The organism is Streptomyces sp. NPDC052023, assembly GCF_044548465.1.
GTDB lineage: Bacteria > Actinomycetota > Actinomycetes > Streptomycetales > Streptomycetaceae > Streptomyces.
The window spans coordinates 678,049-691,189 of sequence record NZ_JBIUBW010000001.1; the positions used below are offsets into that span (position 1 = coordinate 678,049).

The 13,141-nt window shown below is 73.1% G+C and carries 11 protein-coding genes; 5 read left to right on the forward strand and 6 right to left on the reverse strand.

What is annotated here, in order from left to right; translation table 11 throughout:
* Positions 1-37: 37 nt before the first annotated feature.
* The 4 genes from dnaG to ACIHCM_RS03160 form a co-directional block, all read right to left on the reverse strand.
* On the reverse strand, positions 38-1,939 hold the full coding sequence (gene dnaG / locus ACIHCM_RS03145) for a DNA primase (protein WP_399888205.1): 1,902 nt from the start codon (positions 1,937-1,939) through the stop codon (positions 38-40).
* 38 nt (positions 1,940-1,977) lie between these two features.
* Positions 1,978-3,243: an NAD(P)/FAD-dependent oxidoreductase gene (locus ACIHCM_RS03150; RefSeq protein WP_399888207.1), complete on the reverse strand. Its 1,266-nt coding sequence runs from the start codon at positions 3,241-3,243 to the stop codon at positions 1,978-1,980.
* Positions 3,244-3,401: 158 nt separating this feature from the next.
* On the reverse strand, positions 3,402-4,700 hold the full coding sequence (locus tag ACIHCM_RS03155; protein ID WP_399888209.1) for a deoxyguanosinetriphosphate triphosphohydrolase: 1,299 nt from the start codon (positions 4,698-4,700) through the stop codon (positions 3,402-3,404).
* A gap of 166 nt (positions 4,701-4,866) precedes the next feature.
* A complete protein-coding gene (locus tag ACIHCM_RS03160) occupies positions 4,867-5,649 on the reverse strand; it encodes a sirohydrochlorin chelatase (RefSeq protein ID WP_399888211.1) in 783 nt (260 codons plus the stop codon).
* A gap of 222 nt (positions 5,650-5,871) precedes the next feature.
* On the opposite strand from ACIHCM_RS03160, the gene ACIHCM_RS03165 reads away from it, so the two are divergent.
* Together ACIHCM_RS03165 and ACIHCM_RS03170 are read left to right on the forward strand one after the other, a co-directional pair.
* Entirely contained in the window at positions 5,872-6,555 is a 684-nt protein-coding gene (locus ACIHCM_RS03165; protein ID WP_399888213.1) for a vancomycin high temperature exclusion protein, read from the forward strand.
* A gap of 144 nt (positions 6,556-6,699) precedes the next feature.
* The gene (locus ACIHCM_RS03170; protein ID WP_399888215.1) at positions 6,700-8,892 is read left to right on the forward strand and encodes a molybdopterin oxidoreductase family protein; all 2,193 of its coding nucleotides are present in this window, start codon (positions 6,700-6,702) and stop codon (positions 8,890-8,892) included.
* A gap of 11 nt (positions 8,893-8,903) precedes the next feature.
* Here ACIHCM_RS03170 and ACIHCM_RS03175 read toward each other — a convergent pair whose 3' ends face one another.
* Positions 8,904-9,314 (reverse strand): gamma-glutamylcyclotransferase family protein, encoded by a 411-nt coding sequence (locus ACIHCM_RS03175; RefSeq protein ID WP_399888217.1) that lies wholly within the window; start codon positions 9,312-9,314, stop codon positions 8,904-8,906.
* Positions 9,315-9,437: 123 nt separating this feature from the next.
* Here ACIHCM_RS03175 and ACIHCM_RS03180 point away from each other — a divergent pair, with 123 nt between their 5' ends.
* The 3 genes from ACIHCM_RS03180 (at position 9,438) to ACIHCM_RS03190 (ending at position 12,788) form a co-directional block, all read left to right on the forward strand.
* Positions 9,438-11,078: a M4 family metallopeptidase gene (locus ACIHCM_RS03180; protein ID WP_399888219.1), complete on the forward strand. Its 1,641-nt coding sequence runs from the start codon at positions 9,438-9,440 to the stop codon at positions 11,076-11,078.
* A 444-nt stretch (positions 11,079-11,522) separates the two neighbouring features.
* The gene (locus ACIHCM_RS03185; RefSeq protein ID WP_399888222.1) at positions 11,523-12,044 is read left to right on the forward strand and encodes a hypothetical protein; all 522 of its coding nucleotides are present in this window, start codon (positions 11,523-11,525) and stop codon (positions 12,042-12,044) included.
* 114 nt (positions 12,045-12,158) lie between these two features.
* Positions 12,159-12,788: a class F sortase gene (locus ACIHCM_RS03190; RefSeq protein WP_399888725.1), complete on the forward strand. Its 630-nt coding sequence runs from the start codon at positions 12,159-12,161 to the stop codon at positions 12,786-12,788.
* Between the two features lies 1 nt (position 12,789).
* Here the strand turns inward: ACIHCM_RS03190 and ACIHCM_RS03195 are convergent, their stop codons facing one another.
* Positions 12,790-13,128 (reverse strand): winged helix-turn-helix transcriptional regulator, encoded by a 339-nt coding sequence (locus ACIHCM_RS03195; protein ID WP_399888225.1) that lies wholly within the window; start codon positions 13,126-13,128, stop codon positions 12,790-12,792.
* Positions 13,129-13,141: the final 13 nt, after the last annotated feature.

Below are 13,141 nucleotides of genomic sequence, written 5' to 3' on the forward strand. Positions count from 1 at the left end.
GCCCGTGACCGCGTGGTCACCGTGCCGGGGGCAGGCCTCAGAGAGCTGCGGCTCCGTGGGCCTTGAGTGCCTGGTCGTACTGCTGAAGCACCCACAGCTCGTTCTTCATCGCGGCCAGCTGGGCCGGATCGCCGCCTGCTTCCAGGCGCCTGACGGTGATCTGGATCTCCTGGATACGGCGCTCCACCGCGCGGCGGCGGACCTGGACCAGCACGGTCCCCGCGTACATCTCGTCCACGGTGCGCCGCATGATCGGCTCGACCGCCAGCTCCGTCACCATCGCGCGGACCGTGTCGTCGGGGGCCGCCTCACGGACGCGGACCAGGTACTCCTGCGGGTCCTGCAGGCCGTACTCCGCGCCACCCGCGTCCATGATCGCCTGTCGTACGGCGGCGTAGGGCGCGGCGGTGAACTCGTCGATTCCGTAGGCGTCGAAGGCCGGGGAGACCAGATCGGCGCGCTGAAGGGCGAGTTTGAGCAGTTCACGCTCGGTGGCGTACACCGGATTGCGAAGTGTCAGAGCCGGGCCCGACGTCCGGGGCGTGGGGGCGGCGTCGTACGGCTGCGCGGAGCGTGGTGCGGGGGCCGGGCCCTTGCCGCCGCGGTCGCGTGCCCAGCGGGCCAGCTGCGCCACGCGCTTGACCACGAACTGCGTGTCGAGGATGCCGAGCAGGCCGGCGAGCTGGACGGCGACCTCGTGCTGGGCGCCGCTGTTCTTGATGCGGGCGACGACGGGCGCGGCCTCGTCGAGGGCCGCCGCGCGGCCGGCCGGGGTGTCGAGGTCGTAGCGGGCGACGATCTGGCGCAGCGCGAACTCGAAGAGCGGGGTGCGGGGTTCGGCCAGGTCCGAGACCGCGTCGTCGCCCTTGGCGAGCCGCAGGTCGCAGGGGTCCATGCCGTCGGGGGCGATCGCGATATAGGTCTCGGCGGCGAACTTCTGGTCGTCCTCGAAGGCCCGCAGCGCCGCCTTCTGGCCGGCCGCGTCGCCGTCGAAGGTGAAGATCACGCGGGCCGAGCCGTTGTCCATCAGGAGGCGGCGCAGGATCTTGATGTGGTCGCCGCCGAAGGCCGTGCCGCAGGTGGCGATGGCGGTGGTCACGCCCGCGAGATGGCAGGCCATGACGTCCGTGTAACCCTCGACCACCACCGCGCGGCTGGTCTTGGCGATCTCCTTCTTCGCCAGGTCGATGCCGTAGAGCACCTGGGACTTCTTGTAGATCGCCGTTTCGGGCGTGTTGAGGTACTTCGGGCCGTTGTCCGCCTCGTACAGCTTGCGGGCGCCGAACCCGACGACGTCACCGCCGATGTCCCGGATCGGCCACATCAGCCGGCCCCGGAAACGGTCGATGGGGCCGCGGCGGCCCTCCTGGGAGAGCCCGGAGAGCAGCAGCTCCTTGTCGGTGAAGCCCTTGCCGCGCAGGTAGCGCGTGAGGTGGTCCCAGCCCTGGGGGCTGTAGCCGACGCCGAAGTGGACGGCCGCCGACTGGTCGAACCCGCGCTCGGCCAGGAAGATCCGGCCGGTCTCGGCCTCGGGGCCGGTGGCGAGCTGCTCCGCGTACCACTCGGCGGCGATCTTGTGGGCCTCGACCAGGCGGATGCGTTCGCCGCGCTGATGGGCGGGGTTGTAGCCGCCCTCCTCGTAGCGCAGCGTGATGCCGGCCTGGCCGGCCAGGCGCTCCACCGCCTCGGAGAAGGAGAGGTGGTCGACCTTCATCACGAATGTGATGGTGTCGCCGCCCTCCTGGCAGCCGAAGCAGTGGAAGAGGCCCTTGCTGGGGCTGACCTGGAAGGACGGCGACTTCTCGTCGTGGAACGGGCAGAGGCCCTTGAGGTTGCCGCCGCCCGCGTTCCGCAGCTGGAGGTACTCGGACACGACGGCGTCGATCGGGACCGCGTCCCGTACCGCCTTCACGTCCTCGTCGTTGATCCGTCCTGCCACGAGGCGATTCTACGGGGACGGAACGACAGTCCCGGCGGCTACGGGACGACGGTGTCCAGCGGGACGTGCGGGTCCGCCAGGGCATCGGCGTCCACGACCGCCTGTGAGCGGACCAGGTGCTGGATCGCCTCTGTGACGTCCCACACGTTCACGTTCATCCCGGCCAGCACCCGGCCCTCGGCCAGCCAGAACGCGATGAACTCCCGCTTGCCGGCGTCCCCGCGGATCACCACCTGGTCGTACGACCCCGCCGGCGCCCACCCGGAGTACTCCATCCCCAGGTCGTACTGGTCGGAGAAGAAGTAGGGCACGCGGTCGTACGTCACGGGCTGTCCGAGCATCGACTTCGCCGCCGCGGGGCCGCCGTTCAGCGCGTTCGCCCAGTGCTCGACGCGGATGCGGGTGTCGAAGAGGGCGTGCGGGAAGGCGGCCACGTCGCCGGTGGCGTAGATGTCGGGGTCGGAGGTGCGCAGCCGCTCGTCGACGACGACACCGCCGCCGAACGCCCGGTCGGCGATCTCCAGGCCCGCCGCCTCCGCGAGCCCGGTCCGGGGGGAGGCGCCGATCGCGGCGAGGACGTCGTGCGCCGGGTGCTCCTCGCCGTCGTCCGTGCGGGCGGCCAGCACCATGCCGTCCTGGCCGACGATCTCGGTCAGCCGGACGCCGAAGCGGAACCGGACACCGTGGTCCTGGTGCAGCTCGGCGAAGAGGCCGCCCAGCTCCGGGCCGAGCACCCCGTGCAGCGGGGTCGGCTCCGGCTCGACGACGGTGACCTCCGCGCCGTACTCCCGCGCCGCCGCCGCGACCTCCAGGCCGATCCAGCCCGCGCCGGCGATCACCAGGTGGCCGTTGTCCCTGCCCAGCGACTGCAGGACGCCGCGCAGCCGCTCGGAGTGCGCGAGCCGGCGCAGGTGGTGCACGCCGGCCAGGCCGGTGCCGGGGATGTCCAGGCGGCGGGGCTCGGAACCGGTGGCCAGCAGCAGCTTGTCGTACCGGACGACCGTGCCGTCCTCGCCGAAGCGGACCGTCTTCGCCGTGCGGTCGACGGCGTCGACCGTCTGGCCGAGGTGCAGCTCGATGTCGTTCTGCGCGTACCAGGCGGGTTCGTGCACGAAGATGCTGTCGCGCTCCTCCTTGCCGAGCAGATAGCCCTTCGACAGGGCCGGGCGCTCGTACGGGTGGTCGCGTTCGTCGCAGATCAGTATCACCCGGCCGCTGAAGCCCTCCGCCCGCAGCGTCTCGGCCGCCTTCGCGCCGGCGAGCCCTCCTCCGACGATGACGAACGTCTGATCCGCGTCGACCACTTGATGCCTCCTCGTAAACGTGCCGCCCCGTGCGAGTTCAACGTGCGGCCATATGCGAGCGTCCCGCACGGAGCGTGATGCGGGAAGAGGGAGTGCCCCGATCAGGCCACGCAGGGTCACCTTCGGACCCTGGCGGGGTCACCCGCGTCGCGCCAGTCTCACAGGTGTCCGGTCAGCCGCACGTGCAGCGCCCGCGCGGAGGCGTCCGTCAGGGACGCGATCTGGTCGACGATCACCCGTTTGCGCGCGCGGTCGTCGGGCGCGTGGTCGAACAACGCGCGGAACTGGGGGTCGAGTCCGTCCGGGGCGCGGGCGGTGAGCGCCTCCGCCAGTTCGGCGACGACCACCCGCTGGTCCGCCCGGAGCCTGGCCTGTTCGGCGCGCTGCATGACGTACCGGTCGGCGACCGCCTTCAGCACCGCGCACTCCGTCCGGGTCTCGCGCGGCACCACCAGCTCGGCCGCGTACCGGGTGAGCCGGCCGCCCCCGTACGCCTCGCGGGTGGCGCTCTCGGCGGCCAGGCAGAAGCGGCCGATGAGCTGGCTGGTGGCGTCCTTCAGGCGGGCCTGGGCCTGCGCCGTGCCGTCGTAGCCGTGCGGCCACCACTCCTCGTCGAGGAGGCGGTCCAGGGCGGCGGCGAGTTCGGCCGGGTCGGTGTCCGCCGGGACGTACCGGCCGACGGCGACCTCGAACACCGCCTGCCGTTCCGGCTCGGCGTGCAGGCAGTTGGGGTCGATGTGACCGGCGTGCAGGCCGTCCTCCACGTCGTGCACCGAGTACGCCACGTCGTCCGACCAGTCCATGACCTGGGCCTCGAAGCAGGTCCGGGTGCCGGGGACGTCCTTGCGGACCCAGTCGAACACCGGGCGGTCGTCCTCGTAGACGCCGAACTTCGGGGAGTGCGGGTCGGTGGGGTGGAAGCCGCGCGGCCAGGGGTACTTGGTGGCGGCGTCGAGGGCGGCGCGGGTGAGGTTGAGGCCGACGGAGCCCTCGGGGGTGAACCGCTTGGGCTCGATGCGGGTGAGGAGCCGCAGGGACTGGGCGTTGCCCTCGAATCCGCCGCAGTCCTCGGCGAATTCGTTGAGGGCCTGTTCACCGTTGTGCCCGAAGGGCGGGTGGCCGAGGTCGTGGGAGAGGCAGGCGGCCTCGACCAGGTCGGGGTCGCAGCCGAGGGCCGCGCCCAGTTCGCGGCCGACCTGCGCGCATTCCAGGGAGTGGGTGAGGCGGGTGCGGGGGCTGGGGTCCCAGGCCGCGCTGGTCCCTCCGGGGGTCACCACCTGCGTCTTGCCGGCGAGTCTTCTCAGGGCGGCGGAGTGGAGGATGCGGGCCCGGTCGCGCTGGAAGGCGGTGCGGCCGGGGCGTTTGTCGGGCTCGGGGGCCCAGCGGTCGACCGACGCCGGGTCGTAACCGGGGGGCGGGATGTGGTTCTCGTGCTGGTGGGGTGCGGTGCCTTCCATGACTCGACAGTACGTGCAGGGGGTGACAAACGCGTACGCGTCTGCCGGGTCGTGGTGTGGTGGGGCGGGTGCGGGTGGTTCGTGGCTTGTCGCGCAGTTCCCCGCGCCCCCAGGCACGTCAGGTCCCCGCGCCCCCAGGGACGTCAGGTCCCCGCGCCCCAGGACGTCAGGCCGGGGCCGGTTGCCGGAGGACCGTCGGGGTGGTGGAGCTTGCCTCGTCGTAGCGGGTGAGTATCAGGTGGGCCATCAGGGGGTGGGCTCCCAAGGGGGCGGCGGTGATGCCCGGCGCCGCCTCCGCGCACTCCCGCGCGAAGCGGCCCGGCGCCGTGAAGTACGAGGCCAGGGCCGTGCGCTGACGGCCTTGTGAGCTGAGGGCGCGGAGCGCCTGCGCCACCGTGGGGGAGGTGGCGGAGGCATAGGCCGGGAGGACCGGGACGCCGAGGCGCGCGGCGAGGAGCCGCGCGGTGCGGCCGGTGTCGGTCGCGGCGTCGGCGTCGCGGGAGCCGGCCGCGGCGAGCACCACGGCGGTCGAGCGGCGTTCGGACTCCGTCACGGGGCCGCGCCAGCCCGCCTCGGCGAGGCGGGCGCACAGGGTCTCCACGAGGAGGCGGTGCGGTCCGAGCGGCGCGGCCACCCGGGTGCGGGCCCGGGCGGCGGCGGCCATCTCGGGGATGTCCTGCTTGATGTGGTGGCCGCGGCTGAGCAGGAGAGGTACGAGGATCGCGTCGTCGTCGCCGAGGGCGGCGAGGGTGTCGGGCAGCAGGGGCTCGTTCAGCTCGATGTGGCCGAGGTGCACGCGCAGGCCGGGGCGCAGCTCGCGGACGCGGTCGAGCAGGGCGTGGACCGTGGCGAGGGTGCGGGGGTCGCGGCTGCCGTGGGCCACCAGGACCAGCGCCGGGGAGCCGGGGAGGTGGCCGGTCTCGTCGTGAAGCGGGAGCAACGCCGTCATGAACCGATCGTCGCGCCGCGAGGTTGCCTGCCCGTTGCGCGCGCGTCACGGGTGTTTTCGTCAGGTTCACCACGCCGGGTCAGGGGTGTGTGAGGCCGGATGACCAGGGACTTCGGCGGCGGGCGTGAGGACCGTCACGGAACCCCGCGGCCTCGTGGAGCGTCTCTTCGTGTCGAAACCGATGTGTCGCCGAGGTGTCGGAGCCGACCGGGAGGGCGCCCCATGACGATTGGCCGACCGCGTCTGCCGCGCACCCGGACCGGGCAGCGGCGGCTGGTTCAGGCGCTGCTCGCGGGGTGCGTGCTCGCGCTGCTGCCGTCCACGTGGATGCATCTCGGCACGGACGACCGGCTGCGTACGGCCGCCGACGCGCCCCGCACGGCGGTCGCGGTCGTCTTCGGCGCGGGTCTGTGGAACGGCGAGCCGTCGCCGTACCTCGCCCACCGTCTCGACGCGGCGGCCGAGTTGTACCGCGCGGGGCGGGTGAAGGTGGTGCTCGTCACCGGCGACAACAGCCGCGAGGACTACGACGAGCCGGACGCCATGCGCGCCTATCTCACGCGCAACGGCGTCCCGGACGCCCGCATCGTCAGCGACTACGCGGGCTTCGACACCTGGGACTCCTGTGTACGGGCCCGGAAGATCTTCGGGGTCGAGGAGGCGGTGCTGATCAGCCAGGGCTTCCACATCCGCCGCGCGGTCGCCCTGTGCGAGGCGGCGGGGGTCGTGTCGTACGGCGTCGGAGTGGACGAGCGGCACGACGCGACCTGGTACTACGGGGGCGTGCGGGAGATCCTCGCGGCGGGAAAGGGCGCGCTGGACGTCGTGTTCCGGCCTGATCCGCGGTTCCTCGGGCCGCGGGAGCCCGGCGTGCAGCGGGCGCTGGCGGCGGGCGGGGACACATGACGACGCTGATGAATCTTGACCGGAATTGGCCGGTCCCGTGCCGGACGCCTCACGACGGGCCGGGCCGGGCGGGGAGATGAGCGTCGCACCCGTGTAACAAGGAGCCGTCGCGGCACGTAATACGGCCGACGCACGCTGACGTGCATGGAAACCTCCGTGACGCCCACGCACTGCCCCTACTGCGCCTTGCAGTGCGGCATGAACCTCACGCCCGTCCCGGACGGAACGGTCGAGGTGAGCGAGCGCGCGGACTTCCCGGTGAACCGTGGCGCGCTGTGCGGCAAGGGCCGTACGGCGCCGGCGGTGCTGTCGTCGCGGGTACGGCTGACCACGCCGCTCGTACGCGAAGGCGGGGCGCTGGTGCCCGCCACCTGGGACGAGGCCCTCGGCCGTATCGCCGGCGCGCTGTCCTCGATCCGCTCGGCGCACGGGCCGGACGCGCTGGGCGTCTTCGGCGGGGGCGGGCTGACGAACGAGAAGGCGTACACGCTCGGCAAGTTCGCGCGGATCGTGCTGGGCACCTCACAGATCGACTACAACGGGCGGTTCTGCATGTCGTCGGCCGCGGCGGCCGGCGTCGCGGCGTTCGGGCTGGACCGGGGGCTGCCCTTCCCGCTGGAGGACATCCCGAAGACAGGGTGCGTGATCCTGGTCGGGTCGAACCTCGCGGAGACCATGCCGCCGGCGCTGCGGTATCTGACCGAGCTCAAGGACAACGGCGGCACGCTGATCGTCGTCGATCCGCGCCGCACCAGGACCGCCGAACAGGCCGACCTGCATCTCGCTCCCCGGCCCGGCACCGATCTCGCGCTCGCCCTGGGGCTGCTGCACCTGGTCGTGGCCGAGGGGCGGACCGACGAGGACTACATCCGGGAACGGACGGCCGGCTGGGAGGACGCGCGGGCCGCGGCGATGGCGCACTGGCCGGAGTACGTGGAGCGGATCACCGGGGTTCCGGTGCCGCAACTGCGGGAGGCGGTACGGCTGTTCTGCGCACCACGGGCCGCGATGGTGCTCACCGCGCGTGGTCCCGAGCAGCAGTCCAAGGGCACGGACACCGTGGGCGCGTGGATCAACCTGTGCCTGGCGACCGGACGCGCCGGCCGTCCGCTGTCCGGGTACGGCTGTCTCACCGGTCAGGGCAACGGGCAGGGCGGGCGTGAACACGGCCAGAAGGCCGACCAGTTGCCCGGCTATCGCAAGCTGACCGACCCGGCGGCGCGGCGGCATGTGGCCGAGGTGTGGGGCGTCGACCCCGACACCTTGCCGGGTCCTGGCCGCAGCGCGTACGAACTGCTGGACGCGCTCGGCGGCGACATCCGGGCGCTGCTGCTCATGGGCTCCAACCCGGTGGTGTCCGCGCCGCGCGCCGCGCATGTGGAGGAGCGCCTGAGGTCCCTGGGCTTCCTCGCCGTCTGCGACGTGGTGCTGTCGGAGACGGCGGCCCTCGCGGACGTCGTGCTGCCGGTGACGCAGTGGGCGGAGGAGAGCGGCACGACGACCAGCCTGGAGGGCCGGGTGCTGCTCCGCCGGCAGGCGATCACCCCGCCTGAGGGCGTCCGCAGCGACCTGGAGGTCCTGCACGAACTCGCCGCCCGCCTCGGCGTGGAGAAGGGCTTCCCCACCGACCCCGAGGAGGTCTTCGGGGAACTCCGCCGCGCGACCGCGGGCGCCCCGGCGGACTACTCCGGGATCACGTACCGCCGGCTGGCACGGGAGAACGGCGTGTTCTGGCCGTGCCCGGGACGGGGGGAGGATCCGGAGGGTTTCCCCGGCCGTGAGGGCGGTGGCACGTACCCGGGCGCGGTGCCGGGCGTCGCCGTGGAGGGCGACGGCGGGCCCGTCCACCCCGGCACCCCACGCCTCTTCCTCGACCGCTTCGCCACGGAGGACGGTCGTGCCCGCTTCGTGCCCGTGTCGCACCGGGGCGTCGCCGAGGAACCCGACGCCGAGTACCCGGTGCTGCTGACCACCGGGCGTGTGGTGGCCCAGTACCAGTCAGGCGCCCAGACCCGCCGCGTGGACGAGCTCAACGCGGCCGCGCCCGGGCCCTTCGTGGAACTGCATCCGCGGCTGGCGAAGCGGCTGGGCGTGGCCGAGGGCGGCGCGGTGGCGGTCGTGTCCCGGCGGGGCCGGGCGGTGGCGCCGGCCCGGATCACCTCCGCCATCCGCCCGGACACCGTCTTCATGCCCTTCCACTGGCCGGGCGAGGGTCGCGCGAACACCCTCACCAACCCGGCGCTGGACCCCACCTCACGGATGCCGGAGTTCAAGGCGTGTGCGGTTCGGGTGGAGGCCGTGGAGGCCGTGGGGGCGGCGGAGGGTGCCGCGGGCTGAGCCCGCCGGGTTCACCGCCGCCGCCAGTCCCCGCCCTCGATCCGCTCGCCCCGGGCCCGCAGCCGGGCGGCGACCGCGGGGGCGGCCACGTACACCCAGGCCCGCCGCGTCGTGCCGTCGGCGTCCAGGACCACCTCACGGGCGACGCGTTCGTAGAGGTTGCGGGCGTCTCCGGGGGCGTACTCCTCCAACTGGTCGAGGGCGGCGAGGAGTTCGTCGTAGGCGTCCGGCAGCGGCGTGATCAGTGCGCCGGTCACGACCGAGCCGGGTTCCTCCACCGCGTACGGGTAGCCGGGGCCGGCGTAGAGCACCGCGCCCGCGAGGCGGGCCGGTTCCTCGGCGTGCGTGCGGCCGCGCAGGAACGTGCCGTGGTGGGGCTCACCCGGGCGGAGGGTGCCGTAGACGAAGAACGGGAGGGTCACAGAAACGATTCTCACCCCTCACACACCCACACCGGACGTCTATGGACATGACAAATCATGATCGCGTAAACCTCGGGGAACGTCCGCGCCGCCCCCCACTTCGGCGCCTTCCCGAGGAGACCGATGAGTCGAATACGGCACGCGCGAGGTTCCCGTCTCGCCGTCACCGCCGCCACCGCAGCCCTGCTGGCCGCCGCCCTCTCCCCCACCACCGCGGGCGCGGCCGACCGGCCCACCCGGGCCCAGGCGGTTCAGCACGCGGCCGTGGCCCTCGCGCAGCAGGCCGGCGCCCTGGGCCTCACCGCCGCCCAGGAGACACAGGTCCGGGACGTGATCGTCGACCGGGACGGCACCCAGCACGTCCGCTACGACCGCACCTACCGCCAACTTCCTGTCCTCGGCGGTGACTTCGTCGTCCACCTGGCGCCGGACGGCACCTACCGCGGGGCGAGCAGGGCCACCCGCGCCACCCTCTCCCTGCCGTCCGTCACGCCCCTGCTCTCGGCCCCGAAGGCCGCCGGCCGCGCCGCCGACTCGCTGCGCGCCACCCGCCTCGGCGAGGCGCTGAAGCGGCTGACGGCCAAGCCGGAACTGGTCGTGGACGCCCTGCACGGCACGCCGAAGCTGGCGTGGCGGACCAACGCGGTGGCCCTGGACGCGCGGGGCAACCCGGTCGCCCGCACCGTGCTGACCGACGCCCGCAGCGGCGCGCAGATCGACGCCTGGGACACGCTGGAGTCGGCCTCGGGGGACGGGCGTTCGCTGTACGGCGGGACGGTGCCGCTGGAGACGACGGCCGCGGGAACGTCGTACCGGCTGACGGACCCTACGCGCGGTGACACCTACACCGGTGACGCCGCGAACCGGTCCGACCTGTGTTTCCTCGGCACCATCTGCGTGGTGCGCGCGCCCTCGACCGTCTTCACGGACGCCGACAACCACTGGGGCGACGGCACGACGACGGACCGGGCGTCGGTGGCGGTGGACGCCCAGTACGGGACCGACACCACCTGGGACTACTTCCACGACGTCCACGGGCGCAACGGCATCGCGGGCGACGGCAAGGGCTCGTACAACCGTGTCCACTACGGCACCCGGTACAACAACGCCTTCTGGGACGACACCTGCTTCTGCATGACCTACGGCGACGGTGACGGCACGAACATGGGGCCGCTGGTGTCCCTGGACATCACCGGCCACGAGATGGCCCACGGCGTGACCTCCAAGACGGCCGCGCTGACGTACTCGGGCGAGTCCGGCGGACTGAACGAGGCCACCTCCGACATCTTCGGCACGCTGGTGGAGTTCCACGCGGGCAACGCGTCCGACGAGGGCGACTGGCTGATCGGCGAGAAGGTGGTGCGCGAGGGCTTCGGGCGCGAGGCGCTGCGCTACATGGACCGTCCCTCGCGCGACGGGCTCTCCGCCGACTGCTGGACCGCCACCGCCGGCAGCCTCGACGTCCACTACTCCTCCGGCATCGGCAACCACTTCGCGTACCTGCTGGCGGAGGGCAGTGGCGCGAAGACCCTCGGCGGCGTGGCCCACACCTCCAGCACCTGCGACGGCTCCACGGTGCGGGGCATCGGCCGGGCCAAGCTGGGCGCGATCTGGTACCGGGCGCTGACGGTCTACATGACCTCGTCGACGGACTACGCGGGGGCGCGCGCGGCGACCCTGAACGCGGCGCGGGACCTGTACGGGGCGGGGAGCGCGGAGTACGCGGCCGTGGGGGCGGCCTGGAGTGCGGTGAACGTGGACTGAGCGGCCCTGCGCGGGTCCGGCCGGCCGTCTCCTGGTCCCCGAGTCTCCGACTCGTCCCGGAGACGGCCGGCCTCGCTGTTCGTCGGCCGTTCGCGCCGGCGGGCGGTTCACCGGGTGGCCATCCACCGGACGCGGGTGGTCCGCGTGGGACACGCCGCGCACGAAAGACACCCCGCGAGGCTCGGTCACCCGTTCACACCTCCGCCTCGCGCCCTTCGGATTCTTTTGCCGCGGCGCTCATCGAACGGCCGTGACCTGCTGAAACACCGTCGGGTGCGGGTGCCCGGAGCGGCCCCGGGACCCCGTGCACCGTAAATCTGACGGCCCCTCAGGGAGCGGGCCGGTCGTCATGCCCTTTACCTCGGAAGTGCAGGGATGCGACCGACGGCGGCACATGGGGGTGCCGCGGGCCGTGGCCCGCCGGAGAGCTCGTGAGGAGCAGCGATGCGACGCACCGCCCGTCTGCTGATCGGTACGGCACTCGTCGCCGCCACCGCGGGGTCGCTCGCCGCGCCCGTGTACGGCGCGGACGGCGGGCGCCTCGAGGTCTTCCCGTCCACCGTGGTGCCCGGCGGCGACATCACCGTGAACACCACCGCCTGCGGCAAGGACGGTACGGCGGAGGGCGACGCCAGCGCGGTGGGGGCCGGACGCTTCACGCTGGCGCCCAGCACACACGAGGGCGACGCGATCGGGCAGTTCCGGGTGCCGCCGAGCGCGCAGCCGGGGACGTACGAGATCGTCGCGAAGTGCCCGGCCGGCGGCCCCGAGGTCCGCGGTGACCTGGTGGTCGTCCTGGAGTCGGCGCGGGGTTATGTGCACCCCAGAGGAATTGTGAAGACGGGGGTCGGCGGCGCCCTGGGCTCCGACCCCGTGCAGACCGCGGCCGGCGTGGCGGCTCTCGCCGTCGCCGGCGCGGGCGGTACCTGGCTCCTGCATCGCCGGGCGAGAGGCGACGGGATCTGACGGACACCCTCCGCTGTCCGTCCGCCGGTACCGCAAGTCCCCGCCCCCTCCGGGTCCGACGCCCCTCGCGGCCCGGAGGGGGAACGGGTGGAACAGTCGAGCTGGGAGGCCGACATGGGCAGGTACGGCAACACCGGTGACGCCGCGATAGCCGGCGTCACCGTCTTCGCCCTGTGCGCCGGCGCGTGGCTGCTGACCGACGGCCGGGACGCGCCCGCCCCGCCGCAGCCGTCGGCCGCCGAGGCGCAGATCGGCCCGGCCACACGGCTGTCCGCGGCGCCGGGGCTGCCGCCGTCCCCGCCGGACCGTATCCGCATCCCCGAGATCCGGGTGAACGCGCCCCTGATGGGCCTCGGACTGACCCGGGCCGGCAGCCTCGACGTACCGCCCGCCGCGCACAAGAACCTGGCCGGCTGGTACGAGGCCGGCACCACGCCGGGAGAGACCGGCACCGCCATCGTCGCCGGGCACGTCGACAACTCCGAGGGCCCGGCCGTCTTCTTCCGCCTCGGCGCCCTGAAGCGCGGCAGCACCATCGAGGTGGACCGCCGGGACGGCAGCGTGGCGCGTTTCCAGGTCGACGCGATCGAGGTGTACGACGCCAAGGACTTCCCCGACGAGAAGGTCTACGGCGCCGCGTCCCGTCCCGAGCTGCGGGTGATCACCTGCGGTGGCGGCTACTCGCGCAGCACCGGCTACCAGGGCAACGTCGTCGTCTTCGCGCATCTCACGGGCAGCGCGTGACTCACGCCCGGGACGCGGCGAGCACGTTGGCCCTCCCCCACGCCCCGAGCGGCTCCAGCGCCTCGTTGAGCGCCTCACCGCGCGGTGTCAGTGAGTACTCCACCTTCGGTGGCACCTCCTCGTACACCTCCCGGTGCACGATGCCGTCCGCCTCCAGCTCCCGCAGCTGCGCCGCGAGCACCTTCTCCGTCACCCCGGGCAGCTCCCGGCGCAGCTCGCCGAAGCGGTGCGGCCGCTCGTGCAGCGCCCAGAGGATCAGCACCTTCCACTTCCCGCCGATCACGTCCATCGCCGCGTCGATCCCGCACACGTACGACCCCGGCCGTCGTCCCGCCGTCATGTCCGGCCACCCC

Excerpts from the sequence above, each read along its gene's own strand:
- ACIHCM_RS03170 (WP_399888215.1), top strand. The coding sequence starts at position 6,700 with ATGGAAACCTCCGTGACGCCCACGCACTGCCCCTACTGCGCCTTGCAG.
- ACIHCM_RS03185 (WP_399888222.1), top strand. The coding sequence starts at position 11,523 with ATGCGACGCACCGCCCGTCTGCTGATCGGTACGGCACTCGTCGCCGCC.
- ACIHCM_RS03180 (WP_399888219.1), top strand. The coding sequence starts at position 9,438 with ATGAGTCGAATACGGCACGCGCGAGGTTCCCGTCTCGCCGTCACCGCC.
- ACIHCM_RS03155 (WP_399888209.1), bottom strand. The coding sequence starts at position 4,700 with ATGGAAGGCACCGCACCCCACCAGCACGAGAACCACATCCCGCCCCCC.
- ACIHCM_RS03190 (WP_399888725.1), top strand. The coding sequence starts at position 12,159 with ATGGGCAGGTACGGCAACACCGGTGACGCCGCGATAGCCGGCGTCACC.
- ACIHCM_RS03195 (WP_399888225.1), bottom strand. The coding sequence starts at position 13,128 with ATGACGGCGGGACGACGGCCGGGGTCGTACGTGTGCGGGATCGACGCG.
- ACIHCM_RS03165 (WP_399888213.1), top strand. The coding sequence starts at position 5,872 with ATGACGATTGGCCGACCGCGTCTGCCGCGCACCCGGACCGGGCAGCGG.
- ACIHCM_RS03160 (WP_399888211.1), bottom strand. The coding sequence starts at position 5,649 with ATGACGGCGTTGCTCCCGCTTCACGACGAGACCGGCCACCTCCCCGGC.